This window comes from Vibrio sp. TRT 1302 (genome assembly GCF_050113875.1).
In the GTDB taxonomy this organism is placed as follows: domain Bacteria; phylum Pseudomonadota; class Gammaproteobacteria; order Enterobacterales; family Vibrionaceae; genus Vibrio.
Genome location: NZ_JBNJOF010000018.1, coordinates 60087 through 86723, shown reverse-complemented (window position 1 = coordinate 86723; position 26637 = coordinate 60087). Strand labels below are relative to the sequence as shown.

General features: G+C 45.1%; 28 protein-coding genes and 1 tRNA gene. 6 read left to right on the top strand and 23 right to left on the bottom strand.

From position 1 onward, the window contains the following. Window positions 1–77: transfer RNA gene (locus ACQEXP_RS17195), tRNA-Val, on the top strand. 253 nt (window positions 78–330) lie between these two features. Here ACQEXP_RS17195 and ACQEXP_RS17190 read toward each other — a convergent pair. The 3 genes from ACQEXP_RS17190 to ACQEXP_RS17180 form a co-directional block, all read right to left on the bottom strand. Then, complete coding sequence (locus tag ACQEXP_RS17190; protein ID WP_426971052.1) at window positions 331–768, bottom strand: hypothetical protein; 438 nt, start codon at window positions 766–768, stop codon at window positions 331–333. Beyond that, window positions 755–1063 carry a hypothetical protein gene (locus tag ACQEXP_RS17185; RefSeq protein WP_426971051.1) on the bottom strand — a complete coding sequence of 103 codons (309 nt, stop codon included), beginning with the start codon at window positions 1061–1063 and terminating at the stop codon, window positions 755–757. The genes ACQEXP_RS17190 and ACQEXP_RS17185 overlap by 14 nt, the downstream gene beginning before the upstream one ends. An 84-nt stretch (window positions 1064–1147) precedes the next feature. Further along, on the bottom strand, window positions 1148–1297 hold the full coding sequence (locus ACQEXP_RS17180; RefSeq protein ID WP_426971057.1) for a tyrosine-type recombinase/integrase: 150 nt from the start codon (window positions 1295–1297) through the stop codon (window positions 1148–1150). A 115-nt stretch (window positions 1298–1412) separates the two neighbouring features. Here ACQEXP_RS17180 and ACQEXP_RS17175 point away from each other — a divergent pair, with 115 nt between their 5' ends. Continuing rightward, window positions 1413–1613 carry a DUF2986 domain-containing protein gene (locus ACQEXP_RS17175; RefSeq protein ID WP_426971050.1) on the top strand — a complete coding sequence of 67 codons (201 nt, stop codon included), beginning with the start codon at window positions 1413–1415 and terminating at the stop codon, window positions 1611–1613. Window positions 1614–1673: 60 nt separating this feature from the next. Here the strand turns inward: ACQEXP_RS17175 and ACQEXP_RS17170 are convergent, their stop codons facing one another. Next, window positions 1674–1868 (bottom strand): hypothetical protein, encoded by a 195-nt coding sequence (locus tag ACQEXP_RS17170; RefSeq protein WP_426971049.1) that lies wholly within the window; start codon window positions 1866–1868, stop codon window positions 1674–1676. 70 nt (window positions 1869–1938) lie between these two features. Here ACQEXP_RS17170 and ACQEXP_RS17165 point away from each other — a divergent pair, with 70 nt between their 5' ends. Continuing rightward, a complete protein-coding gene (locus tag ACQEXP_RS17165; RefSeq protein ID WP_426971048.1) occupies window positions 1939–2775 on the top strand; it encodes an alpha/beta fold hydrolase in 837 nt (278 codons plus the stop codon). An 88-nt stretch (window positions 2776–2863) separates the two neighbouring features. Here the strand turns inward: ACQEXP_RS17165 and ACQEXP_RS17160 are convergent, their stop codons facing one another. From ACQEXP_RS17160 to nirB, 6 genes are all read right to left on the bottom strand, one after another. Then, complete coding sequence (locus ACQEXP_RS17160; protein ID WP_426971047.1) at window positions 2864–3760, bottom strand: hypothetical protein; 897 nt, start codon at window positions 3758–3760, stop codon at window positions 2864–2866. Window positions 3761–3911: 151 nt separating this feature from the next. Continuing rightward, entirely contained in the window at window positions 3912–4394 is a 483-nt protein-coding gene (locus ACQEXP_RS17155) for an NYN domain-containing protein (protein WP_269376411.1), read from the bottom strand. Between the two features lie 71 nt (window positions 4395–4465). Then, window positions 4466–5224, bottom strand: a complete 759-nt coding sequence (cobA, locus tag ACQEXP_RS17150; protein ID WP_426971046.1) for a uroporphyrinogen-III C-methyltransferase — start codon at window positions 5222–5224, stop codon at window positions 4466–4468. Window positions 5225–5356: 132 nt separating this feature from the next. After that, the gene (locus ACQEXP_RS17145; RefSeq protein ID WP_269376409.1) at window positions 5357–6205 is read right to left on the bottom strand and encodes a formate/nitrite transporter family protein; all 849 of its coding nucleotides are present in this window, start codon (window positions 6203–6205) and stop codon (window positions 5357–5359) included. Between the two features lie 126 nt (window positions 6206–6331). Further along, entirely contained in the window at window positions 6332–6655 is a 324-nt protein-coding gene (gene nirD, locus ACQEXP_RS17140; RefSeq protein WP_269376408.1) for a nitrite reductase small subunit NirD, read from the bottom strand. Window positions 6656–6670: 15 nt separating this feature from the next. Continuing rightward, window positions 6671–9226: a nitrite reductase large subunit NirB gene (gene nirB, locus ACQEXP_RS17135; protein ID WP_426971045.1), complete on the bottom strand. Its 2556-nt coding sequence runs from the start codon at window positions 9224–9226 to the stop codon at window positions 6671–6673. Window positions 9227–9735: 509 nt separating this feature from the next. Here nirB and ACQEXP_RS17130 point away from each other — a divergent pair. Continuing rightward, on the top strand, window positions 9736–11280 hold the full coding sequence (locus ACQEXP_RS17130; protein WP_426971044.1) for a methyl-accepting chemotaxis protein: 1545 nt from the start codon (window positions 9736–9738) through the stop codon (window positions 11278–11280). Window positions 11281–11564: 284 nt separating this feature from the next. Then, on the top strand, window positions 11565–12611 hold the full coding sequence (locus ACQEXP_RS17125) for a GGDEF domain-containing protein (RefSeq protein WP_426971043.1): 1047 nt from the start codon (window positions 11565–11567) through the stop codon (window positions 12609–12611). Here the strand turns inward: ACQEXP_RS17125 and ACQEXP_RS17120 are convergent. The 5 genes from ACQEXP_RS17120 to ACQEXP_RS17100 form a co-directional block, all read right to left on the bottom strand. After that, window positions 12608–13270, bottom strand: a complete 663-nt coding sequence (locus ACQEXP_RS17120; protein WP_426971042.1) for a DUF2726 domain-containing protein — start codon at window positions 13268–13270, stop codon at window positions 12608–12610. The genes ACQEXP_RS17125 and ACQEXP_RS17120 overlap by 4 nt on opposite strands. A 71-nt stretch (window positions 13271–13341) precedes the next feature. Further along, the gene (locus ACQEXP_RS17115; protein ID WP_426971041.1) at window positions 13342–14148 is read right to left on the bottom strand and encodes a hypothetical protein; all 807 of its coding nucleotides are present in this window, start codon (window positions 14146–14148) and stop codon (window positions 13342–13344) included. Window positions 14149–14156: 8 nt separating this feature from the next. Further along, window positions 14157–14918 carry a substrate-binding periplasmic protein gene (locus tag ACQEXP_RS17110; protein WP_269376401.1) on the bottom strand — a complete coding sequence of 254 codons (762 nt, stop codon included), beginning with the start codon at window positions 14916–14918 and terminating at the stop codon, window positions 14157–14159. Window positions 14919–15008: 90 nt separating this feature from the next. Continuing rightward, the gene (locus tag ACQEXP_RS17105; RefSeq protein ID WP_269376400.1) at window positions 15009–15692 is read right to left on the bottom strand and encodes a response regulator; all 684 of its coding nucleotides are present in this window, start codon (window positions 15690–15692) and stop codon (window positions 15009–15011) included. Beyond that, window positions 15689–17308 (bottom strand): ATP-binding protein, encoded by a 1620-nt coding sequence (locus ACQEXP_RS17100; RefSeq protein WP_269376399.1) that lies wholly within the window; start codon window positions 17306–17308, stop codon window positions 15689–15691. Before ACQEXP_RS17100 ends, ACQEXP_RS17105 begins: the two co-directional genes overlap by 4 nt. Before the next feature lie 347 nt (window positions 17309–17655). Between ACQEXP_RS17100 and ACQEXP_RS17095 the strand changes: the two genes are divergently transcribed. Next, window positions 17656–17880: a hypothetical protein gene (locus tag ACQEXP_RS17095; RefSeq protein WP_269376398.1), complete on the top strand. Its 225-nt coding sequence runs from the start codon at window positions 17656–17658 to the stop codon at window positions 17878–17880. A gap of 54 nt (window positions 17881–17934) precedes the next feature. On the opposite strand, the gene ACQEXP_RS17090 is transcribed toward ACQEXP_RS17095, so the two are convergent. From ACQEXP_RS17090 to ACQEXP_RS17055, 8 genes are all read right to left on the bottom strand, one after another. Beyond that, on the bottom strand, window positions 17935–19104 hold the full coding sequence (locus ACQEXP_RS17090) for a hypothetical protein (protein WP_426971040.1): 1170 nt from the start codon (window positions 19102–19104) through the stop codon (window positions 17935–17937). After that, a complete protein-coding gene (locus ACQEXP_RS17085) occupies window positions 19101–19718 on the bottom strand; it encodes an energy transducer TonB (RefSeq protein ID WP_426971039.1) in 618 nt (205 codons plus the stop codon). The genes ACQEXP_RS17090 and ACQEXP_RS17085 overlap by 4 nt, the downstream gene beginning before the upstream one ends. Then, on the bottom strand, window positions 19718–20122 hold the full coding sequence (locus tag ACQEXP_RS17080) for an ExbD/TolR family protein (protein WP_269376395.1): 405 nt from the start codon (window positions 20120–20122) through the stop codon (window positions 19718–19720). The genes ACQEXP_RS17085 and ACQEXP_RS17080 overlap by 1 nt, the downstream gene beginning before the upstream one ends. Beyond that, entirely contained in the window at window positions 20119–20676 is a 558-nt protein-coding gene (locus ACQEXP_RS17075) for a MotA/TolQ/ExbB proton channel family protein (RefSeq protein WP_426971038.1), read from the bottom strand. Before ACQEXP_RS17075 ends, ACQEXP_RS17080 begins: the two co-directional genes overlap by 4 nt. Then, on the bottom strand, window positions 20676–22031 hold the full coding sequence (locus ACQEXP_RS17070) for a MotA/TolQ/ExbB proton channel family protein (protein ID WP_426971037.1): 1356 nt from the start codon (window positions 22029–22031) through the stop codon (window positions 20676–20678). The genes ACQEXP_RS17075 and ACQEXP_RS17070 overlap by 1 nt, the downstream gene beginning before the upstream one ends. Further along, the gene (locus ACQEXP_RS17065; RefSeq protein ID WP_426971036.1) at window positions 22028–22795 is read right to left on the bottom strand and encodes a DUF3450 domain-containing protein; all 768 of its coding nucleotides are present in this window, start codon (window positions 22793–22795) and stop codon (window positions 22028–22030) included. The genes ACQEXP_RS17070 and ACQEXP_RS17065 overlap by 4 nt, the downstream gene beginning before the upstream one ends. A 169-nt stretch (window positions 22796–22964) precedes the next feature. After that, a complete protein-coding gene (locus ACQEXP_RS17060; protein WP_426971035.1) occupies window positions 22965–25058 on the bottom strand; it encodes a TonB-dependent siderophore receptor in 2094 nt (697 codons plus the stop codon). Between the two features lie 199 nt (window positions 25059–25257). Next, window positions 25258–26637: a histidine kinase sensor domain-containing protein gene (locus tag ACQEXP_RS17055; RefSeq protein ID WP_426971056.1), complete on the bottom strand. Its 1380-nt coding sequence runs from the start codon at window positions 26635–26637 to the stop codon at window positions 25258–25260.

Sequence of the window (26637 nt, the reverse complement as noted above, 5' to 3'; positions counted from 1 at the left end):
GGGTCCGTAGCTCAGTTGGTTAGAGTACTACCTTGACATGGTAGGGGTCGGCGATTCGAGTTCGCCCGGACCCACCAAATTTAGTTCTTAGGAACGAAACACAAAGCCCGCTTCATGCGGGCTTTGTTGTATTCAGCGATACTCTCATCGTAATATTCTGCCTACCCTATCCTATTCACTTTTTACCGAATAGTTATTCGTTCACTAATCAATCCAAAAACTATGCGAGTTGTCCGAATTCTGTTTTGTGACCGCTGGGTGACCATTTTTATCGATAAAATTTTAAAATCCTGTTCAATAAGCAGCCGACAAATTCATAACTCTACTAAGTCAGTCCCATAACCCTAACTCATCCAATACACGAAATGTATCAAATGGTTTAGGAAACGCTTTTTGTATTCTTTTAATTTCATTCATATCTAAATGGGAGATGTCTCCGCTAAACTCGAAAGGTTCTGATATTGCTGAGCTTTCAAGTGCCTCACGCTGTTGGGATGTAAGTTGACTACTTAACCCCCTTAGTGTTTCCATTTCTTGAGATGTACATTGTTCCGAGTTACTCAAAGAGATGTAACCAATCACTAAACGCTTATCAAGTTTAGACAATCCCTTAAACCAATCATTTACGGGAAACGGTTCTACATTTACCGTCATTTCATTGTTACAACGTTCAATCGCATCACCTGCTTCGATGAGTGCCTGATTAAAAGTCGTCGCACTTTGCGAGGCAAAAGATACAAGTAATAAGAAAATACTATAACGATGCATCAGCAACACACCTCCAAAACTCTCCTTCTTCACCATGGCTATATAAAGCTTCTATTGTGGCGATTTTCCTAATACGTTCTTTGGTTGTCTTTCCTGCTCCCTGAACAACCCTTGAAAACTCTACCCAGTCATAACCTGCAATGTTGATTAATTTATCTGCAGCGTGACTTCTACCTAGAAAGATATCTAGAATAGGAACTGAACCTAAAGCAATAACAAGATAATTACTTTGCTCTGCTACATACTGAATCTCTTTTAGTGCATATAAGGAGACTCTATCAACTGTTTTCCACATGTCTATACAGAAAAAGCTGAACTTCTTTACTCTGCGCCACACCATCACATTATTGTTTCAGTTCAATCAACAAGGTGAAAGATATCAGTAGCTTGTATGTGTGTACCTCTCTAACATCCGCGTATCTTTATGGTCTGAGAAGGCTTTTAACTGATGAGTGTTTACACCTTTATTTGCAATGCGAGTAATGGAGGAATGTCTCAATGTATGGAAGCAAACATCCTCAATATTCAGTCTTTCACAAGTACGCTAAAATGCTCTTTATGGTGACGATACCCATCACTGATATTGGTGATTTGTGTTTAGATTTTTGATAGGATCGGCGCCTTATTCAGGACCGAGCGATACCATGAACCGTAAAAAGAAGATCAATAGCATCTTAAAAGCTAAGCAAAAAAAGATAAACGCTAAGCTGCATAAGAGTAATAAACCTCGCTACATCTCAAAAGCCGAGCGCGCTAAGCTAGAAGCAGAAGAGGCAAACCGCAACAATGAAGAGGCGTTGGTCGAGCAGGAATCAACGGCAAGCGAACAAGACGCTCAACACTAATTTCCAAATAGAAAAGCCAGTGTGGTTTACCCAACTGGCTTTTTTGTTTTTCCCCTGTGGTCACTGACCCGCGTCATAGCCACCCTCAAACGAAACCAACTTGATTTCCAATTGAGCTCCGAAGTAGCGAAGTGCTAGCTTGGGGTCTTGGTTGTCAGTGACTTTCTTTCCTAGCGCTTCCAACAGCTCAGCCATAAAGTCTTTAACTGGTTGTTCCGCGTCAGCCAAATGCTGTTCTAGAGTATGATTATTCATTAGATTCCTAGCCATAACGTTATCAATCAATCGTTTATAGTTAAGTCCTTATTCAACCGAGGACATTAAAATGGAAACTATAAAAACGATCTTAAATGGCAATCACTACCGCTATTCGTTTCACCACTGCGAAGGTTCAGATCAGTACGCTATTTTTTTATTAGGCGCGTTACAGGACATAGAAAGTGTCCACAGTTTCTCGACCTTCTTTGCGACAAAATTGAACTGTATAACCATTGAGGTTCCTGGAACCGGTCATACAGAGAATCTTGAATCGACTGTCAGTATACGTTCACAAGCGATTATGTTGCGCGATTTTATCGAGTATTTAGGGGTTAGAAATGCCCATATTATTGGCTTTTCTTATGCTACAGCTGTTGCGGTAGAACTGTGCGACATATGGCCACATGTGCTGTCGATGTCGATTTGTGGTGGCGTCCCTGGCATCCCTTCTTCGGGACGTCTTGCGACCAAGAAAATGATCGCGGCTGCGATGGACAACCCAATGAGCTTTGCAAAGTCATTTACTGAATCTTTGACAGTAAACAACAGCGATATACCGCGTAATAAAGCCATCATTAAGGCGACAGTCAGGAGCATCACTAATATGTCACAACAACGTATTGACGTGTTCTTCGAGAACTCCGTTAGATTGCTGGTTCATACACCGTCCAACGTGGCCAATATCTCTGTACCATGCACAATATGTGTTGGTGAGTTTGATCCATATGTCACGAAGGAAACCGCTCAATCCTTTGCAAACCAACTCAAAAATGGTCGCCTTGTGGTGATAAAAAATGCCGACCATTTAGTCCATTTGCAATATCCCGACAAGGTTGCCGCTCTAATGTTAGCCCAAGCAAATTCAGCGATAGCGCTCGATGAAGCTCTGTTCGCATTAACCTAAATAACTGGTGAACATTGTTGTTTTTTAGTGAGATATAATCAACTCAAGGCTCTGCGCAATTTGAGTTGATTATTTCCACTTGATGAAATCAGATCACATTTTTTATGTAGATCTTTGATAGTGTGGTCAGTATTTCTACTGCACGCTTCTTACATTCACCATTTAAATAACGTAATGCTTCTACGATCAGTGCGTCACGCAAATGCTGGATTTGACGTAATTGATGAAATTGTGGGAATAAACGCATTTCACTGGTGAAATTTACGTGCGAGTTAAGTTCAAAACCCAGTTTGACCCTAAATCCTATCGCCACTGAAAAATCTCTTACTTTATTCACATCTTCAAGTTGCTGGTATTGATACTCTGAAAGGCCTAAAACTCGCGAGATGACATCAATAGGAATTTGGTGTTCTAAGCGAAAGCGTTTAACTGTAATGGCAACTGAGCGGTAGTAGTCGATAGCAAAAGCATTGATATCTAACACTGGCGGAGGCAACAGCTCGTTGTAATTGATATCAGGATCGATCTGAGATTCAACGTCAGAACGGAAAGAGCGAAACTGTTGCTTATTCTCCTCACTCATCATGTTCGTCACGAGATCGAGGTAAAGGTGGAATTGTTCGGTTGGAAGTCGACCAATGCAGTACAAAGCTTCGATGGCTTTGTCATCCATTCCTCGGTAGTGCTCTTTCATTTTGAGGGCAAGATAAAAGCTGGTCATCGGAACCATCATGACCCACGACATTGCAGCCACGACATGGATTGGTCTGATAGAGTGATAGCTTTGCTGCATGTAACGCTTTAGAGTCGAACCGTTGATACCCGTTGTCCGCTGCTCTAAGTCGCGAAATGACATCCCTTGAGCACGTCGAATAAAGGACATAGACACAGCCATATCCGTATCAATGGTTTTCAGTAGTATATCTAACGTTTCGATCTTTTGTTCTGAAACGCTTATTGTGACCTGATCCGCTCGATTTAACATACAACAAAACCTAACTAAAACAATGAATAAGCTACCTACAGTTGAGTCGGTAACTCTACCACAATCTGTGCAAATTTCGAACAGTCAGTCGCAACCAGTGGGTAGGATATTGAACCACCCATCATTTTGGCTCAGCATGCCAGTTTGGTTGTCAGTTACGTGTGATAATTAGATTTCTATCGATAGCGATATAATGGTCAGCGGCGTCAATAAGTGATTGCGCAGTCAGTCCTGGTACACCAAAAACGTCTACTTTCGTCGCAAATCGAGTCTGAATTCTGTCCACCAGCACGTCGAAGTCACCATCACCAGTCAGCAGAATAACGCGATCTACTTGTGATGCCGTCTCATAAACATCCAGTGCCAATCCAACGTCCCAGTCCCCTTTCGCACTGCCATCATTTCTTTGGATAAAGGGCTTGAGTTTAACGTTAAAGCCAATACCGCGGAGAATATGATGAAACTGACGCTGTTTAGGATCATGTGAAGCAATTGCATAGGCATTGGCTGCAATAACCTCTCTACCTTCTGTGGCGATATACCAAAACTGGTTGTAATCAAAATTGGCGCGATATTTATCTCGCGTGGTGTAGTAGATGTTTTGAACGTCTACGAATATAGCCACTTTTTCCATAGATACTTTTGAGCTTAGAATGATGCCCTGACTCTAACAGAATCAGGGCATCAGTGCAGCAGTCATAACGGCTAGTTGTACCATTTCAGTTTGTCGTGCAAAGACGTAACACTGCCCACGACAATCAGTGCGGGGCTCACAGCTTGCTCTGCCAGCGATGCTAAATCTTTGAGTGGCCCAGTAAAGACTCGCTGTTCGCGGCGCGTGCCGTTTTCTATTATTGCGCAAGACATCTGCTCATCTAAACCCGTTTCGAGCAGCTTCTCAGCAATATAGCCACTCTGTTTTAGTCCCATGTAGAATACTAAAGTGTTGTTTGATTGAGCCAGAGAACGCCACTCTATTTCGCGGCCATCTTTCTGAACGTGACCAGTAATAAACTGCACGCTTTGCGCATGATCTCTATGAGTCAACGGAATGCCTGCATAAGCGGTTGCACCTGCTGCTGCCGTAATCCCAGGAACCACTTCAAATCCAATCCCATGTTCAGCCAGTTCTTCTAGCTCCTCACCACCTCGACCGAAAATAAACGAGTCACCACCTTTAAGTCTGACGACTCGTTTTCCTTGGCTTGCTTTGTCGACTAACAACTGATTGATCTGTTCCTGTGGTACACAGTGGTAATCGAGCTTTTTACCAACGTAGATCATCTCTGCTTGGGTATTTGCTAAAGCGAGAATTTCCGGGGAGACTAAGCGATCGTAAACAACCACTTCTGCCTGCTGAATTACGCGATATCCTTTAACCGTCAGTAGCTCTGGGTCACCAGGGCCAGCACCCACTAAAGAAACGAAGCCGCTGTTAAGTGGTGAAATATCAGAAGCAGTCATAGTCACGCCCTTTGAGAAAATTTGAATATAAAAAGTATCACTCACAGCGAGGAATAAAGTGGCTACTTTTTATATTCAATTAACGTTAAAGCTAAAAGATGCCCCATGGTTTCACATGGGGCGGTATTAAGATTATTTCGCTAGTACTGGTTTCGCGTTTACTTCTTCTTCATCAGACAGTGCAGGCGCTGCTTTCGCATGCGTTAGGTATAGAGGAAGACAAGTCATTAGCAAACCACCAACAATGTTACCCAAGATGGTTGGGATTAGGTTGAAGTTCAACCAAGTCGCGATACCAAAATCTGCACCCAGAATCATACCTAGTGGGAATAGGAACATATTGACGACTGTGTGTTCAAAAACAAGAGCAAAGAAGATGAAGATCGGGAACCACATCATCGCAATGCGACCAGCCAATGTGCGACCTGTCATGTTACCAATCACGCCTAGACATACCATTAGGTTACAGAAGATACCGCGTACGAAACAGGTAATCCAACCGTCCATACCCATGTTCTCGAAACCAAGGCTACGTGCCGTCGATACCGCAATAAATTTTTGTGCAACGGCATTTGGTTCAAGTGAGAAGTTACCCGTCAATGAGACTGCAACAAGAAACGCGACAATCAGAGAGCCAATCAGGTTACCAAGTCCAACCAGACCCCAACAACGGAATACGCGGTTCCAAGTAATACCAGGGCGGTTTTCAAGCTTAGCCAGAGGTGCAAGACCGAATACACCTGTTACTAGGTCATAGCCCATCACACTAAGAATCACAAAACCCACTGGGAAGACTAACGCGCCAACCACGCCCATACCCGTTTGAACGATGGTCGTAATCGCAACAACAACCGCCAATGACAAAATGATACCTGCCATCGTGCCACGCAAAAGCAAGTCACGAGTACTTGTTTTGGTTTTTGCTTCACCCACGTTAATCATGGTTTGTACAAATTCAGCAGGTTTAAAATCAGTAGACATGAATGTGTCCTTATTCAAAAGTGAAAGTTAAAAGTTGAAATCGAATAGTGAAAGGCTCGCTGTTTCTCTGTTCTTCACTGTGAAACAGCAAACCTTTAAGCTATTAAATCTCGCTTTAACGTTAGGTTAAGCTGCGATCTCTACCTGCCCTTTTACTACGCGAGCTTTATAGGCTTTGACGTTGAACTGCTGGTTTTCCATGCATACGCCAGTCATCAGGTTGAAGCGTTGTTTTTTCAGTGGACTCGCCACCCATAATTCATCGCTATGTTCAACAATCAAACCACGTGACAACACGTTCGACTGATAGAAAGGATCCATGTTGCTAATCGCAAACACTTCTTCACTCTTGTTTGGACGAAAGATTGCGACTTGTTCGCCTTCAACTAACGCACACACACCAGTTCCCGGGATGATGTCTTCAATGTTACAGACTTTGGTAAATGCCATGATGTCGTCTCCCACTTAAACCAATTCAACGTGAAGGATATCGCCCTTCACTTCAGGGTGTTTTTCCGTAAATGTTGCCGGACGATGCTGAGCACGCTCTTGAACGAACACGACATTGTCATCACGCTGATCTGAGTTAATGAAGTGAGCAAAGCGTTTTAGCTGAGCAGGGTCATTCACGGTATCAGTCCATTCACAGCGGAACTCTTCAACCAGCTTAGCCACATCGGCTTCAAGCTGATCATTGATACCCAGTTTGTTGTCGACAATCACTTCACGTAGATAGTTGATGCCGCCTTCTAGGTTTTCCATCCATACTGAAGTGCGTTGAAGCGGTGCCGCTGTTCGGATATAGAACATCATGAAACGGTCGATGTATTTGATCAGAGTTTCTTGGTCAAGATCGCTTGCTAGAAGATCTGCATGGCGTGGTTTCATACCGCCATTACCACAGACGTACATATTCCAACCTGCGTCTGTTGCGATGATACCCAAATCTTTACCTTGTGCTTCAGCACACTCTCGAGTACAGCCAGAGACACCGAACTTCATCTTGTGAGGAGTACGGATACCTTTGTAACGGTTCTCAATCATCACTCCCAGACCCACAGAGTCCTGCACGCCGTAACGACACCACGTTGAACCTACACATGTCTTCGCCATACGCAGCGCTTTAGCGTATGCCTGACCAGTCTCGTAGCCCGCGGCAATCAGCTTGCTCCAGATCGCAGGAAGATCATCCTTCTGCGCACCGAATAGACCGATACGTTGAGCACCTGTCACCTTAGTATAAAGATGGTATTCAGCAGCAACTTCAGCCAGTACTTTCAATGCTTGAGGGGTTACTTCGCCGCCCGCCATACGCGGAATTACTGAGTAAGTACCATCTTTTTGCATGTTACCTAGGAAGTTATCGTTGGTGTCATGAAGCTTAACCAATTCAGGTTTAAGGATGTGCTCACCCCAGCATGACGCTAGAATTGAACCCACAAGTGGCTTACACACCTCACAGCCATAACCCTGACCGTATTTCTCTAATAGCTCTTCGAATGACTTGATCTCTTCGATTCGAATCAGATGGAACAGCTCTTGACGAGAATACGCGAAATGCTCACAAACATCGTTCTTTACTTCAACGCCTGCTTTGGCAAGCTCTGCATTCAGAACAGAAGTCACTAATGGGATACAACCACCACAGCCAGTACCCGCACCTGTTACCGCTTTGATGTCACCAATCGTGTGGTGCCCATCAGCAACAGCCTGAGCAATCTTGCCTTTAGTAACATCGAAACAAGAACAGATAACCGCTGACTCTGGCAGTGCATCAGCACCCAATGTTGGTTTCTCTGCCCCCGCATGAGCAGGAAGAATAAGCGTATCTGGGTGTTTCGGTAGCTCAATTTCATTAAGCATTAGTTGCAGCAAATCGCCGTAATCTGACGTATCGCCGACCATTACTGCACCAAGCAACGTCTTATTGTCTTCAGAAACAATCAGGCGTTTATAGACTTCTTGCTCTTCGTTTTGGTAGACATAACTCTTACAGCCTGGAGTACGACCGTTAGCATCACCAATGGAACCTACTTTTACACCCAGCAGTTTTAGTTTTGCAGACATGTCTGCACCTTCAAACTTGCTCTCGTTGCCGACAAGGTGGTCAACGGCAACCGTCGCCATCTTGTAACCCGGTGCCACTAGACCGTAGAAAGTATTGTTCCACGATGCACATTCGCCAATCGCGTAAATGTTCTTATCCGTAGTTTGACAGTGGTCATCAATCTCAATACCACCTCGCGGTGCAATGCCTAACCCCATTTGGCGAGCCAGTTTATCTTGTGGACGAATACCCGCTGAGAACACGATAAAATCAGTCTCAAGCTCGGTACCATCTGCAAAACGCATAACGTTTCTCGCGCCTTTGCCCTCAGGTGCAATTTCAAGCGTGTTCTTGCTAGTGTGTACCGTCACACCCATGCTTTCGATTTTCTGACGCAGTTGATTACCACCCGCTTGGTCTAACTGCTCCGCCATCAGTTTAGGTGCAAACTCAACAACATGAGTCTGTACACCTAGCGCTTTCAATGCGCCGGCAGCTTCAAGCCCGAGTAAGCCACCACCGATGACCACTCCCACTTTGCTTTTCTTAGCGCATGCTTCGATTGCTTTAAGATCTTCGATAGTACGGTAAACAAAACAGTCTTTGCTCTCGCGACCTTTAATCGGCGGAACAAATGGGAATGAGCCAGTCGCCATAATCAGCGTATCGTATTGAATCTCACGACCTGAGCTTGAATGAACAATACGCTTCTCGCGGTTTACGTTGATCGCTCGCTCACCAATTAACATGTTAATGCCATGTTTTTCGTAAAAGCCTTCTTTTACAAGAGAAAGCTCATCTGCAGTGTGGTGAGAAAAGTATGAAGAAAGGTGGACACGATCGTATGCTACGCGTGGTTCTTCACAGAAAACCGTGATTTCATATTGAGAAACATCCGTTTTATCAACAAGGTCTTCGATATAACGGTGTCCTACCATACCGTTACCGATAACGACCAGCTTCAACTTGCTCATAATACTTCCTAAGGGTTAGGTTCTTATCTGAGCCGATTGTTAATTATGAAAGAAAATTAATACATGATGTAAATCAATTACAGAATTAAACTACCCTAAAGGGGTAGGAACACAATTTAGCCAACTAAAATCAGTAAATAAATTACATTAATGGATATTTGAGTAAAATATCGCCAATCACTCTTCATGCGATATTTATATAGATTGAAATCTCTGTTCACATCTCTCATCCACAGTGATGAAAATGCCACCAAGTCCTCACAATATTTTGAATCAATATCCCATACCGCACGAAATAAAATGTAATGCGCTCATTTTTGCAACAGAGTTTTGCTCGTAATCATGTTTCAACAACCCTATATGAAATTAATTACTCAAATTGATTCACATCAAATACTAATGGGTATGTGCATAGTTATCATGCGCCGCTTTAAGTCAAATAAAACAATAACTAAACATAATTCTTCTTAAACGTAGCAATGCCAAAACATGAGAAAGAGTCTAAAAATATGGATGAAACAACGCTCAACAAAGATTACTGCGCTTCTGCAAACCTAATATCTACCACAAACTCATCGAGCCATATTACCCATGCTAATGAGGATTTTTGTGGTGTAGCTGGTTACTCTGAATCTGAACTGATCGGCAATCCACATAATATGGTTCGCCACACAGATATGCCCAAGCAAGCATTTAAACAGATGTGGGATTATCTAAACCAAGGTAAAAGCTGGATGGGACTGGTGAAAAACCAGTGTAAAGATGAGAAACATTACTGGGTTTCCGCCTTTGTCACCCCCATCAAATCAGAAAGCGGCGATATCATCGAGTTTCAATCGGTTCGTTCCAAGCCGACCGAAGCACAAGTTCTAAGAGCGGAAGCATTGTATAAAAAACTCCGCAGTGGAAACGCGCCGAAGCAAACCCGCCTCCCCCTTGCAACGGTTGCTCTCGCGCTCGCAGCGTTCACCACGCTCGTCGCAGTTATTGGGGTCATATCGGTACCGAATTGGACAAGTATGATGCTGCTGGTCTTCGCCACATTGACAAGCGGTGCTCTCTTCTACCAACGTAAGCGTGTTGGTGAACTGACAGCGCTAGCCAATCGCGCCTATTCGAACCCGCTAATGGAGAGACCTTATACCAACCACTTTGATGACTATTCTCAAGTGGAATTGGCACTAATGATGAAAAGTGCTGAGTTACGCGCAGTAACAGCTCGAGCGACTGAAACATCAGGGCAGATTCTAGTCTCTGCGGAAGATGAGTTCGGAACCATACAATCCATCGGGCAAAGTTTGGATCAGCAATGTAACGAGACGGAGCAAGTGGCAGCGGCGGTAGAACAGCTAACCCACTCAATTAGCGAAGTTGCGAATGCAGCATCGGCGGCGTCTATGCTAGCAGAAGAAGCCGATCAAGAATCAAAACGTGGCTTAGAGAGTATTCAGCACACCATCACCGAGGTCACGACTCTGGCAAACGAACTTAATCGCGCGCAAGGAATTATCAATGTACTGGCTCAAGACAGCCAAAAAATCGATAGTATTCTTGAAGTTATCACGACGATTTCAGAACAAACCAATCTGCTCGCGCTTAACGCCGCTATCGAGGCCGCCAGAGCGGGTGAAGCGGGACGTGGGTTTGCCGTCGTTGCTGACGAAGTTCGTAATCTCGCCTCCAAAACCGGCACTTCTGCAAACGAAATTCACGCAATGATCCGCCAGTTGCAAGAGACCGCAGAGAGCGCGGTGGTTGCCATGCAGCAAGGGATCGCTCTTTCTAGTAACTGTAAGGAACGCGCCGACCAAACCGGTGGTGTACTCGATACGATTTCAGAAAAACTCAATGCAGTGACCGACAGCAGCGTACAAATCGCGGCCGCCGTAGAGCAACAAGCGAGTGTAACTAACGAGATCAACACCAATATCGTCAACATTAAGAATCTGTCTGACGAAACCTTATGTACGTCACAATCGTCGATTGAACGTACCAGTGTTCTGGTCGATAAGATAGAAGGCTTACAGCGCTTAATGAAACAATTTCAAGCTTAATAAATCGTTCATTCTGCCCCTCGCCAATCCATGATCTGGTGAGGGGTTCAATGCTTTCCTATCGAGCGATTTCCAGACACACAATCTCTTGTCGACATGTGGAAAGCAACGAGATTTATGTTCTTTCGAGGTGCGTTTGATCGCTTTTTTAGCCTCAATAATCAAGTCTGTTATATTAGTGTGAAGTGGGTTTATTTCTTACCTTGATTCTGAACATGAAAAGAATATTATGAGTGGATATTCATAACTGAGCATATCTTTACTCACTGGAGAAGGCGGTTCGAATGGAGCTCGACATATTCAACCCTTCGCGGCAATTGCGTCGAGCTGTGTTATTTTGGCTCAGTATGCTTTTGGCAGTCATGTCTGCCTTTTTAACTGTCGTTAATATCGCATCTGGCACCTACAATTTTCATCATTACAATGAAGCGGCTTTTGGTGTTCTGTCTCTTGTTGTCGGTTACTTCACCTATCGCAAATATACCTCCAAGCCACTTGTCACCGCTTATGTATATTGCTTGATTGCCTCAACCTCAATTGCAACTTATTACTATCCCATCAAGTACGGTGTTTTTCTTTGGGCTTGTTTGTTCCCTGTCGTCTTTTACCTAATCCTTGGTCGTCGCTATGGCTTTCTCGCCACGGGTGTTGGCTTTATTAGTCAGTTAGCCATTGTACTGCATCGTATTATGGTCGAGGATTTGATCAACTCGATTCATTTGGTACTTAACTTCTCTCTCGTGTTTCTCGCGATATGGGTAACCGCACACGTGCTTGAGGTTAAGCGACGAGTCTCTGAGGCATCTTTAGGGCAGCTCGCCTCACGTGATGCCCTGACTGGCGTCTACAACCGTCACGCACTCTCGCACAACTTTGAACGGTATCGCAATGAAAGCAGAAAGTTACCTATGTCTCTGCTTGTCTTAGATTTGGACTTTTTTAAATCAGTGAATGATCGCTATGGCCATGATGTGGGTGACAAAGTGTTGATGCAAACCGCCGCCTTACTCGATTCACTGAGTGACGAACATCTGGTCTATCGCATTGGGGGAGAAGAGTTTTGCGTCGCCTTGCACGACACGGGACTGGATTCGGCGAAAATGAAAGCAGAACAGATTCGTAATGCCATCGAATGTTATTGCTTTAATACACCAGCAGAACCCATTGCGCTGACCGCCAGCATTGGTGTTTACCTATGTAACCACTATGCCAACTTAGAATCTGTTCTCAGAGAGGCAGATAAAGAACTCTATCACGCTAAAAAGAATGGCCGCAATCAGGTAAAAGTTTGCAACCTTTCTCCTTCTAAACTCAGTTTTTTACAGCCCTAATTCTGCTGTCCCTCTTCGAATACAACATTATAATTTTCAGTGTACGTACAATGTGGTTGACGGCTACAGGTAAAGAAACGTCGACCTTTGTGCTCACCTTGGCTGGCGGTCTTAATCACCATTGGACTTCCACAACGTTTACAAAAACGGACCTCTTTTTCAGGTTCAATCAGATCAATATGTGCCGCAAGTAATCGGCGCAATCTACTCACCTGATAGCTATGTTTGATGTTGGCACCAATCAGAGGGATCCCTGCTGACTTACACACATGAATCAGGAGCTTTTGTCGTTCGACCTTACCTTTATCCAACTCTTTACCGTTGTCTAATTCAATGGCGACACGAACTTCAAGAGTGCGAGGATCGCACACAACGTAGTCAAAATAGCTTTTAGCGATGCGATTGTTGGCAATAAACCACTGTTTCTTGTCCGTCGCCAATGGGGCGATCACATTGGACAAGTTCACTTTACTCATCACCACTCCATGCTGCCCTACTGCCGTAATCAACGCGTTGTAAAACGCCGACTCTTGTCCTGTAAGAAGTGGGCCTTTCTTTTTATACGAGCAGTCTTTTAGCTCATCTTGTTTAAGATAACGCTTTTGTATGACGACGAAGAAAATGACCAATATGGCAACAACTATGAAAACGCTTTCCATCTGGTTTCAGCTAACCCTATATAAAGTCCATATTTAATTATTCGATATTATACCCAGACAGCAATAAGTGGTTAACGTTTTTGAGAGGCAGAGGCAGGTAGGGCTAACTTTATGACTACTCTTTGCTCTGGTTTGATTTGTTGAATATCGTCACCCCAATATTTTTTAACTAGGCGGTCCATCAAACCACTGCGTTTGGCATCGAGTAATGCCTGTTCAATCTTATGACGATATGGCGCCATATTAGGCGAGAGATAGAACTTAAAGTCGCGTTCGTAAACGAGTAGCAGACGTTGCTCTATGGCAAGGTGGGGGTTTTGTTGCGACTCTGCGACGATCTCATTCAAACCACGAGGAAAGTAGTTCACCTTACCGTCGGTAGTAAGGAGGTTGTACAAAACTCGCCATTCACCATCCTGAAGGTAAACGTTGAGACCATTGTTCTGCCATACCTTGGCATCATACCAACTGATCCCCATACCGGCGACCTTATCAATGCGTTGTAGATCTTCGAGCGAAGTCACCTTATCAAATACTGGCTGCAATTTAGGCGGAATGAGCAGCACTCGCTTGCCAATCAACCCATTCGTTAAGGGCACATCAACCGCGATATAACGACGATCTCTTTCCGCTGTACTGATTAGCCAAGTCATACTTAACTGGTTGGCTTCCACCATTTTAAGCACCCGTTTTTGCGGGATGTGTTCACTGGGTTCTTCAATAAAAACCTCAAAACCTGCATTGCTCAGCGCTTCATAAAGGAGTTCATGGTAATACTTATGCCCGCCATCAATTTGCGAGGCTAGAGTGAGCGTGATAGATTCTTTTGCCCAAGTCAACGGCGCAAGAGTGCATAGCAGTACAACGAATAACTTCATATCATCGCCTAACGGTATTTGTCTAAGATTTCTTGATAGCGGCTGACACCACTTTCACCCACTGTTTTCTTCAACGCATCGACTCCCTTTTGCAATTGAGATACAAGTTTTCTGTCCACTTCGAGATTAAATGCAAAATAGAGTTCACCTTCACGAAGTACATGCACTACTTCATATTCTTCGGTGCTGTAACCCGCACTTTTTAACCACCATTTGGCAACGTTCTCTTCATAGGCCCATAAATCGATGCGATCTTTGGCGAGTTGGCTCGCCAGCATATCCGGTACTGAGCTTTCAATCATTGAATCACGTGGTACACCCAACTCCAATAGCAGCTGTTCACCCACATCATCTCGGATGACCCCTATGCGATATTGAGCTAACGCTATGGTTTGGTTGATGACTATATTGCGCGAGCGTTTTGCTAATACCACAATTCTCGTCGTGCTTATTGGGCCTGCCCATTGGAAGATATGCTCTCGCAACTTGGTTCGCGTGGTTGAGAAAAGGACAGTATCGGGTTTAATCAATGCAGTGCGATAAGCCCTTGGCCAAGGTTGAACCTGAATCGCCTCAAGACCAACAGGACTTTTAATATGGGCACTCGCGGCAGCCAACACATCAACGGCAATACCTTGTACTACGCCATCGTTCTGATAATTATAAGGAGGATACTGTTCGGTGAGATAGTTTAATTGATTGAGTTCTCTCCCGTTTACGCTAATAGAGAGAAAGGACAAACCCATCAAAAAGTATGTCAAAAGTCGCATATACGACCCCTACAAATTAATAACAATCTACTTATTAATGTAGAGGTCAATAACGATTCCGTCTAGGAAACACCCAATTCAGTAGACCTTCTAATTGGCTTTTTTGTAGGTGCGCTCTGGTCGACCAACTGAACCATAGTTGAGATCCGCCTCTAGTTCACCGGTACTAATCAGGTATTCCAAATAGCGTCTCGCAGTCGTTCGACTCGCACCAATCTGTTCCCCAGCTTCATCCGCGGTGAGATGAACATGTTCAACAAATAGCGCTTTGATTTTTTCGAGCGTTACCCCATCAATCCCCTTGGGTAAACGATTCTTAGGAGACTCGTTGGAAGGTGTCGATTGGAGCATCTTGTCCACGATGTTTTGGTCCAAATCACTGGCGTGATTCAATTGATGCTTCTGCGAAATGTATTTCTTGAGTGCCGCTTCAAGTCGTGGAAATACGACCGGTTTGAGCAAGTAGTCGACCACGCCCCCACGCATCGCCTGTTGTAACGTTTCAACGTCGCGTGCAGCAGTAATCAGAATGACATCGCAGCTTAAATGGTTGCTGCGTAGCTCATGCAAAATCTCTAACCCAGTACCGTCGGGAAGGTAAACATCTAACAACAATAAGTCAGGCGCTAATACCTCTAATTGAAGACCCGCTTCTCGCTTTGTCGTCGCAATGCCAATTACTTCATAGCCATCCATCTGCTCTAAGTAGCGTTGATGGAGTTGCGCTATCGCGAGATCGTCTTCAATGATCATTACTCGCGTTACTGAGGTCATATCTGTTCTTCCTTAGGTAGGTACACCGTCATCCTTGCTCCATGTTGCTTATTGTTGACCATTTCCAACTCGCCGTGATAACGAATTGCGAGTTCATTGATGAGATATAAGCCCACTCCTCGCGTTGCCTTATCTTTACTCGAGACGCCCCGTCTTACCAATGATTCTACACTCATGTTTTCAGGCAACCCACATCCTTGGTCGATTACCTCTAAAATCACTTCATTGCCAAAGTCACTAATTGAAACTTCAATCGTACGTCGGTGGGGGGCAAATAAGGTCTCTTTCGTTATCGCTTCACGCGTCGCATCGAATGCGTTGTCGATTAAATTACCAAGAATCGTGACCAGATCTTCTGGGTTAATTCGTTTTGGCAAAGGTTCGAGACGAGAGCCTTCTTCAACCACCAAACGCAGACCAAGCTCTCTTGCACGTTCCGTTTTGCCTAATAACATACCCGCAATCAGCGGCTCTTTGACTGTTTCTCGCAAAAACTCGATCAACGCCTGATAGTGTTCTGTTTCCTGTCCGATCAAATATTGCACCGCTTCCAGCTCTCCCATCTGAACCATGCCGCTAATCGTATTGAGCTTATTTCGATGCTCATGAGTCTGAGAGCGCAACATTTCTGCATACTCTTTGGTTTTAGCCAACTGCTCAGTTAATTCTGTCAGGTCGTCTCTCAAACGGAAACTCGACACCGCCCCCACCACTTTGCCATCAACAATGATGGGACTTCGGTTGGCAATCAAACGCTGCTTGTTGAGGTAGAGGTTAATATCATGGTCTGTGCGAGCTGTTTGCAACACGGTCTGTAAATCACTGTCCGGAAGTACTTCACTTAATGGTTGATTAATCGACTGCTCTTTGTTGAGACCTAATATTTGGCACGCACTCTTATTGATAGACCGCAACTTACCCTTATCATCAATGGTTAGAATCCCCTCTTTAAGGGTTTCGAGAGTGACATCAAGTTCAACATACAACCGCCCAATTTCTTCAGGCTCAAAGCCTAAAATCGCGCGCTGAAAGCGACGTGACGCATAGCTCGAAACAATCGCATTGGCGCCAACAACAGCAAATGCCATCAGGATCAGGTAAATCAAAAACGGTTCTATTCGGTCTTGTAGTCTATCGATTAGATAACCGACGGAGACGACACCGATGATCTCCCCTTGCGCATTGAATACTGCCGACTTTCCTCGAACTGAATAACCAAGCGAGCCTTTAGCGATCGAAACGTAAGATTGTCCGTCGATCAGAGCTCGATCATTATCCCCGCCTTTCATTGGTTTACCAATTCGCTCATCCAACGGATGCACTAAGCGGACACCCTCGTTGTTGCCGACAACAATAAATGCAGCACCAATCAAGGTCGTCAGCGTTCGATAGCGTTCCTGACTTTCTTCGTCTGGGCCATTTTCGATCATTTCAATTACGTAAGGAGATTCAGCAAGAAATGAAGCAATTCCCAACGCTTTCTGCCCCATCTCATCTTCTTGGGCGTGCTTAATATAGACAAAGCCAGCTGCAACGAGCAACAGCAACTCGATTAAGCCAGATAGCGTCATAATAATCAGCATTCGTTTGCGAAAGCTGATGCTACTCCATTTCATAAATACTCCTTTTGACACCTAAAGGATAACATTCGGATAACAAGCCAACGATGGGAGGATGAGTAATATGTGAAGCCCACAAAGATAAAATATTTACAGTGGTTATAAAGCCACCAAGCCGCATAAAGAAAACGTTTGCCTTGTGGTTCTTACACATTTTTTAAATATGAAATCGGTATGATAGTTGATCTAGATCATGAATATTCATGGTCATTTTTTGCGCAATACAGTCAGATTTTTCGTATAATTATTAAGCACAGCCATTGTGCTAAACGTTAGTTTGGGCAGCCAAATTTCACATAAATACTAAAAATATTTTGGCTGAAGGTATGACAGAGGAAAAGGCGATGAAAAGGGATATTTTCGGCATTTGTTTATCAAGAAGTATGCTTTCCAACAACCTAGCGAGTACGTTCACTCATGTTAGAGCTTACCAAAAGTCGGCTCAAGGAGAGGATGTAACGGTGATGCATGCTTATCCACAAATGTCTGGGCAGGAGCTACTGACCAATATTAAACAGTCCGAGCGCTTATTGTGGCGTGCTGAGTTTGTCTGCTCCAACAACAAATAGCCTCATTCGTTGATAAGAAAAAGGGAAGCATTGCGCTTCCCTTTTTTGTTTGCTTTAACTCGAAGACGAATCCGCCATTTTTCTCACCTGAGTGAGGTATCGAATCCAACTTTTCGCCTGCGGTGAAGGCTCTATCTGTTCAGCACGTTTTGCCTCAATAAGGGCATCTTCAACTCTATTTAACTTGAACAGTACACGTGTTTTAGCCAACGCCACTTGTTCTTTATGCCCCTCAACTTTGTTTAGTACTGGCAGAGCTTGTTGATACTGTCCCTGCTGTACCATTAGTTGGGCAGCATTCCAGTGATAGTCTTTATCTAACTGCGCGGCCAGCATCCACACCTCTATCGCTTTGTTCCATTCCTTTGCCGATTGCCAATAGACGGCCTGTTCAGCCAACAGTTTTACGTCACTATATGCGTTTTCTAGCTCACTAATTTCCAACGCTGCACGCTCGGGCACACCTCGTTTAGCGTAGAGCTGGGCGAGAATACGGCGATCATTTTCCGTTAATGCTAACTGGTTCAACTTGGCCAGAGAGAGCGTATCCAGAGCCTCTTTGTCTTGCCCTACTCGCATCTGCAAACCCGCTAACTGTCGCCACCAATTAAGCTTCTCAGGTTGCAAAGCAATCAACTGTTTTAGCGTTGGAATCGCCTGTGGCCACTGCTTTAGCTGTAACTGTGCACCCAGAATGAGTGACAATGGCTGAATTCGATCACTGGCTGATGCCTTCAGATAATGATTCGCTGCTGGGATCACCTTATTCCACTGTTCAAGTTGATAATGAGACTGAGCAATACGTAACCACAAATCTTCTATTGGTGTTTTCTCGGCAGCGGATTTAACCAACGGATAGTAATGCTTGAGTGCCAGTTGATAGTTTTGCTGGCTAAGATGCAGATCTGCGAGCATTCTCTGGGTCGTCCAAGCCTGTTCATCTTGCAGCAGTCCACTCGCTACCGCCTTGGTTAACTGCCCAATCGCGGCATCCACTTGACCATCCTGCCACAAAAAAACACCCAGCATACGAGCGATAAATGCTTGGTCGTAGGCTCTTGATGTGTCGATCTGCTCAAGCTCGGTAATCGCCTCTTTGACCTGATCATTTTGCGCCAACTGGTGCGCCTTTTGTACACGAATCGCACTATATTGACTCAACTCTTGGGCGGTTCCCATCACTGAAAATAACACAAGAAAAATGACGAATAGATGTCTAATCATGGCGCTATTTTAAACTCCACTGTAGCCGTCTGACCGAATTGCGATAAGGCTTTGCCATCGACAATCTTCGGCTGATACTTCCATTTTTTGAGTGCTGCGATAGCTTCTCGCTCAAAGGTGCGTTTGGGCTTAGCGTCTAGCACCTCTAAATCCGTCGGTCTACCTGTTGGATCAATGGTAAATTTAATCACAACATAACCTTCAATGCGGCGCTTTGCGGCTTGGCTTGGATATCTAGGCTCAACTCGATAGAGTGGCATCGCCTGTTGATTAACCCCAAAATCGCCAAAACTCGGGGCGCTAATTGCCAATCCTTCGATCGCCGTACTAAGACCTAGCGAAGGTTGAGAAACCGGAGATAATTGAGTCTGTTCGACATTCGCTTGAGAGGTCGGCATATTCTGCGGCACCTGCGGTGCTTTAGGCGGTTCAGGGACACTGCGTTGACGTTTCTGCACGTCTTGCTCATTCTCCAACATGATCATGTTAAAACTGAGCGATTGACTTGCGTCAGGGACAGATCGTTGACCACTGTCTACCATCAGTGCCATCACGCTGAATATCGCTAACACACACGCGAACGCAAGCGGTATCGCTAATAGCAATCGCATCACTAGAGCTTCTCCGCTGCTAATGCGATATTGCGTACACCGGCGCTCTTGGCTGCATCCATGACCTTAACCACGGTGCCACTGTACGCGTGTTCGTCAGCCTGAATTACCAATGACGCATCCGGCTTGTCCAACATCAAGTGTTCAAGCGTCGCCTGCACTCGCTCTACATCAACAACACGCTTGTCGATATAGATATCGTTTGCCGAGGTAATTGCGACAAAGATCCCCGCTTCTTTCTGACTCACCACGTTTGATGCAGTTGGTCGATTAACCTCTACACCTGATTCTCGTACAAATGAACTGGTAACGATAAAGAAGATCAACATGATAAATACAATATCAAGCATTGATGTCAGATCGACCTGCGCTTCTTCTTGTCTCTGTTGACGTCGACCGAGTCTCATCGTTGACTCCTTAATGATTTTTCTAATTTAATTTCTTTCATCTGACACGCTTTTTGTAAACGGGCGTAGCCAAACATGCCCGTTAAAGCCGCAACCATACCCGCCATCGTTGGCAAGGTCGCCAGTGAAATACCAGACGCCATTAATTTGGGATTACTGCTGCCCTGATTGGCCATAACATCAAATACTGAAATCATTCCAGTTACTGTGCCTAACAACCCCAACATTGGGCAAATCGCCACCAGCACCTTGATGATATTTAGGTGTTGGTGGAGCTGACGATGCGCTTCAGATAGCCAACCATCACGGATAGACCGCGCATACCAAGAGTCGTGGTCGGTTCTCAATTGCCATTGCGCTACCCACTGTTTTTTCAACTTGGGGAACTGAAACCACAAAAACACCACGCGCTCTATCAGTAAAATCCAGCTCAATAATACCACTGCGGCTAACCACCAAAGCACTTGACCACCCTGCTGCATAAACTGTTGCAGAGCACTTAGCCAAGATTGCGTCGTGATCAACTCCGACAATAGAGCAAATAGCGCGTCCATTACGCTGCATTCTCCAACTTGTCGTCACGGGCGACATTGTCCTGTTCCGCCTGCTCCGCCACTAGAGCGATCCCTTGCTTCTCAAGAATGTTACGGATTGCTTCCGCTTGAGCACTCAAAATATTGTGTGCCAACAACAGAGGCATCGCAGCGATGAGGCCTAGCACTGTCGTTACCAATGCCATTGAAATTCCCCCAGCCATCACTTTTGGATCACCATTGCCGAATTGTGTGATCACTTGGAAGGTTTCAATCATACCTGTCACCGTGCCTAAAAGACCCAGCATCGGTGCCAGCGCCGCGAGCAATTTAAGCATTGAGAGACCTTTCTCTAAACTGGCCTGTTCATCAACCACCGCTTCAAGCAAGCGTAACTCTAAAGCTTCAAGAGTCTTGTGTTTGCCATTTCCATAAACCGCCAACACGCGACCAAGTGGGTTATCTGTGGGCATCTTAGGATTTTTAAGCTGAATACGAATTTTTTGGCGAGCAACAGACAAACTTACACCACGAACCAAAGCAATCAACAAGCCAATCGTAAGCAAACCGAGAATCACTTTACCCACGGCACCGCCCGCTTGAAGTCTGTCCATAAGACTTGGGGTCAATGCGAGTTGCTCAAGCATCACGCCACGGGAAGGATCAATGACTAGCGCTGTCGGTTGACCTTTATTCAAGTTTGCTAACGTATCTAGCGTTGGACCATTTTCTGGTTGTTGAATATACGCTGTCGCAACCTGCTTACTGCCGCTCCAGTTGAGGTAGCCTTGCTGACCAATAAGTCCAAAAGATCCTAAACGCACCGCCTGTGTTTGCTGAGATATCCCTTCACCGTCGATAAAGGCGACCACCGTAGATTCGATCTCTCGGCTAGCGTCAATCTGCTCACTAAACGCGAGCCACAATTCGGTCAACTGCGGTAAGGAAGGGAGTTGCATTGCAGCGACGATCTCGTTTACTGCCGCGCTATGCGTCTGCGATCCAGCACCAGTGACCGATTGAGATAACTCCGATTGCAGTTGTTTGGCATTTTGTCGCACGACACCAAACACCTCGCCCAAGCTTCCTGTTTCTAGACGCAGTTTCTCTTCCAATTCTGCTAACTGCTGTTCATTTCGACTGAAATCAGCGGCTAACTGGTCGTTTTGCGCTTGCAGTGCCTGTTTTTGTTTTGAAAGTTGTTGCTTTAACTTCGCCAGTTCTTGCTCGGTTTGTTTAAAGCCAGATTCACGTATTTGATTGTGCTGTTGCTGAACTTTTGCTTCGTTCTTCGCGGCAGAAACTAAATCACTCGCCGAAGAATAGATTGGCAAGGCCGTTAAGGTCAGCAAAGTTATTAGGGCTGGGAATCTCATTGCTTCGCCTCCGCGACTTTCAGTGATACCGGCAAAGTAATCAAACTTGGCGCAACCTGTTTGGCCGCCATACTAAACGCGCTATCTAGTTCAGATTTTAGGGAAGCGTCTACTTCATACCACCTTGAGTCATTTTGATTCCAAGACCAGTATTTTTTGCCATTCAGGCTTCGAGCAACAAGAGACATACGACCGACATAGAGCACATCTGCCTGACGTTTTTCGCCATCGATAACCACTTGTCCCTGATAAAGCCCCAGCTTTGTTCCGTAGTCCATCTCGATTTGATAGGCCTCCAGAATACGACGATACTTCTCAGCGTCACTGACATCCGCTCTGGTCATCATCACTTCAAGCTTAGCGAGACGCTCATCGCGTTGATCTAGCTTAATTGGGACATCTTGAGCAACAATCTGTTTCAGTCCATCAATCATCTGATACATCAAAGGCACAATCCCCTGACGTGTCGCCTTAATTTCTTCAATCTGGCGTTCTAAGCTACTTGCCTCTTGTTGCTGGCTATTCACCAAAGATGTCAAATGCTGACGATAAACTTCGAGGTTCTTCACCTCTTCTTGCAACTGCTCAATCTCTGCTTTAAGCAACAGTGTTTTTTCAGCACTGCTATCAATGCGTTTTTGGCTGCTGGCAGAAGCCGAATTGGTCTTGCTTTGAATACCTTGAGCCGTATCTAAACCGCTAGCCCATGTACTTGTTGCTGCGAGCGCAAGACTAAGCGCCAAACTTGTCGTAACTGAATTCATAACGTCTGTTTTTACTGATGTCATTATATAATTGAGAAGCAATCTCATTTAGGGTGATGCTCATAGTAGCGTGATTAAGCAAAATTGCAATGACCGCTACATTTAAACAGGAATAGGGAAAGGTACTACCCTCTCCCTGATTCGTTCACAGAATTATACTCAACTGTGATTAGTATTTAATTTGCAGTGTTGCCATATAGTTTCGACCTTCTCCAATCACTACATCTTCGGCGTAGTTATGGCTCGATGAGGTTGCACCACCTCCGGCCAAATAATCGGTGTCAAACAGGTTTTCTACGCTAAGACGAGCCACCATATCAAGGTTTGCATCATACTTATAGGTGTAGGCAAGTCCCATATCGACTCGAGTATACCCCTCTTTCTTAAAAGTATTGGCATCATCACCATATCGAGCGCCTTGATAGATGATACCCAAATTCACATCTAACTGGTTAGTAGCTGCATAGCTAGACCATAAACTAGCGGCAAACTCAGGAACATCTTTCGGTTTGTTACCTGCATAGGTCTCGTGTTGACTGATTTCAGCATCCAAATACATCGCAGAACCAGAGAGTGACACTCGCTCTGTTACCATACCCTGCGCCGTCAATTCAGCGCCTCGGTGTTGCTGCTCACCATCCTGAGTTTTGATGTAATTGCCTGCATTGATCGTATCTTCGATATCCATAGCGACATTCTGTTGCGTGATATCAAATAGCGCGCCAGATAGATATAGACGCTTATCGAGTAATTCCCACTTAGTACCCACTTCATAAGAGACACCCGTTGCCGCATCTAAAAGTGCGCCATCGTTGGTGTAAGTGCGTCGACCACTCGCCACTGCGCCTTGTGGTTCAAAGCTTTCTGCATATGAAGCGTAAACACTGCCGTTGTCTGCGGGATGATAGATAACAGCAAACTTCGGTGAGATATTCTCTTCAGCGACACCATCCGCAACCTTACGATCAAAACGAACGCCTGCGAGTAACTGCCACTGCTCGTTTAACGTCATCAGGTCTTGTGCATAGAAACCCCAAGTGTCGTAGCTGGAATGGCTCACTACATTTCGACCGCTTTGTGTCGGTACTCCCACGCTTTCGCCAGGAGCTACATCTTGAGTCGTAAAACCTTTCTGATTACGGTCGTAGCTGTATCCCAACCAATTCGAGCCAACCAGTAGTTGATGGCTCATGCCCGCCAGTTCAAGGTGACCAATCAGATCGAAATGACCCGTTCTGTAACGCCACTTGTCATGGCGATTGTTACCACCATGCCCTACTGTACCGTTACTGTCTAAATCAGAGAAATCTGGATAGCTTTCAATATCCGTTCGCTCCATATCCTGATAGTTAAAGCCTGTGTTAACAGACCAGACATCAGAAAGATGTGCATCAACGTTGAAACCAATATTCTCTACATCATTTTCGATTTGAGACCATTGTGCGTCCCAGATCGTTTCTTTTCCTCTGACAGGCTGACCGTCTAGAGTGTAGAGAGCGCCTGAATCAACACTGCCTTTATCATTAGTTTTGTCGTAATGAAGTGACAACGTGACGTCATCATTGATGTCATAATCAACAAACAGACCCGCGACCAATCGGTCAGTTTGTGGTTTGGAACCGTCTGAGTAAGTTCTCCACGAACTCTCACTCTCTTTCGCAACCACGGTGCGAGCGCGCAATGTCTCTGCTTCGTTAAGCGCACCGCTCACATCAACCATCGTACGAGAATGATTGTTCGAGCCGATATCTTGGCTAACGTTCACTTGCGTCTCATAAGTCGGCTTTTTCGTTACCATATTGATCAAACCGCCGGGTGCAGAGACACCGTACAACAAGCCCGATGGCCCTTTCACCACTTCGACTCGCTCTAGTAACTCGACAGGTTGGCGATAATGAGACCAATGTTGATGACCATCGCGTAGGAAGCCTGACGAACTTTCCACTTCAAAACCACGTAGCGAGAAACGTTCACGGTTACGGCCTGTTCCACCAGCACTAACACTGGCATCATTCTTTAGAATCTCTCCCAAAGTGCTTGCTCGCTGTTCTTCAATAAGCTGTTCGCCTATCACGGCAACCTGCCCCGGAGTTTCTAGCTGACTCACTTCCATGCGCATAGAGGTAGAATTCGTATCTGCCTGATAACCGTAATCACGCCCTTGAACCACCATGTGTTCATCGGTCTCAACACTTTGCGCGTAAACTCCAGGTACCGCCAATACCGTACCAATAACCAGTGCTAAGCGACTTTTTGTGAACATTTTCTTCTCCGTAGCTTGTGCAGAACACAGCAGCTCTGCCTCATCATTTTCAACGGAGCGAAATATAAGTGATAACCAATATCATTTGCATTAAATTTACAATCTTTGCAATACGCGTACATTTCATCGTCAATCCCCTGCCCATAAAGCAAAAAAGCGAATGCCGCATGACATTCGCTTCCCGTGATTCACCATAGTATTAACGGCTAATGGGCAAAATGAGCTGAACACTCAATCCACCAGTTGCTCGGTTGGATGCAATCACCTTACCATTGAGTAGACTCACCGCCTCTTTGACAATCGCCAGACCCAAACCATACCCGCCCTGCTGCTTATTGCGCGAGGATTCCAAGCGTGTAAACGGTCTGAATATCTCCTTAATATGACTTTGAGGAATGCCAGGTCCATTGTCACAAACCTCTAGCACGACATAGCCTAAGTTCGTGGATTTATTGTCGACGCTTACCGTTATTTCAGCACTATCACCGGCATACTTGATGCTATTGGTCAGCAAGTTATTGAGACATCGGAGTACCAAGCGCTGATCCGTCACGATCATAGGAATATTCGAACCATAATCGGCCGTCATCGTTTGATGCTGCCTAAGTTGGAGGCGGCTTTGCTCAACCTGACTTGAAATCAAGCTTTCGAGGCAGACAGGCTTATAACTCGCTTCATAGCGAGAGTTTTCCAATCGACTGTACTCTAAAATCTCGGCAACTAAGGCGTCCATTTGATCCACTTCTCGTTCCAATCGCTCAATCAAAGGGCGATGTGAATCTGCTGACTTTGCTCGAAGTAGATGGAGTGCCAGATTCTGTCTGGCTAATGGTGTACGCAGTTCATGCGAGACGTCTCTTATCAAGTTGCGCTGGCGCTGGGCTAAAGCATGGATCTCTTTGGTCATATCGTCGAAATCACGAGCTAAGTCATTAAACTCGCGCGTGTTAGAGCGCAATTCGCTCACAACACTGATATTAAAATCACCGGATGCGAGTCGACGACTCGACTCACGTAATCGGTCCAACGGTCTTTTCAGCTTTTTAGCCAGAATTAGTGAAAACAACGAAAGCATGGCAATGACTATCACCACTTTACTTACCGCCAGATAAACCAGAAAACGATGGGCGGGGTGCATTTCACTTGGCAATTGCACGACTAAGGTGTTGCCGCCATCAAGACCCAAGCCAATCAATGGCTTACTTACCGTATCGTTTAAGGGACCATCTAACTCTCGCAAGAAGCGCAGTTTAAATTCGAAATGAGGATGCATCTGGCGATGAGACAGCGGCTGATTATCCCGGTCGAGAACAAAGAGGTAATAAGGTTGTGCATTGGCCCAGTCGGCCAGTTCATCCATATCCCCTTCTTCGATCAGAACGTTGGCCTGATGAGCTAATTGTAAAATATGCTGTTTGACTGGCACCGGCACCTTGAGCACCGCTTTCACTAATGCCTGCTCAGCAATAACTTGCAGCAGGAGTATCGACACCATGACTGCCGCCATATGACTAAACAACTGGAAAACCAAGCTGTCTTTACGCTGGGCCAAACTGTTGCGTAAACTAAATCGATACAT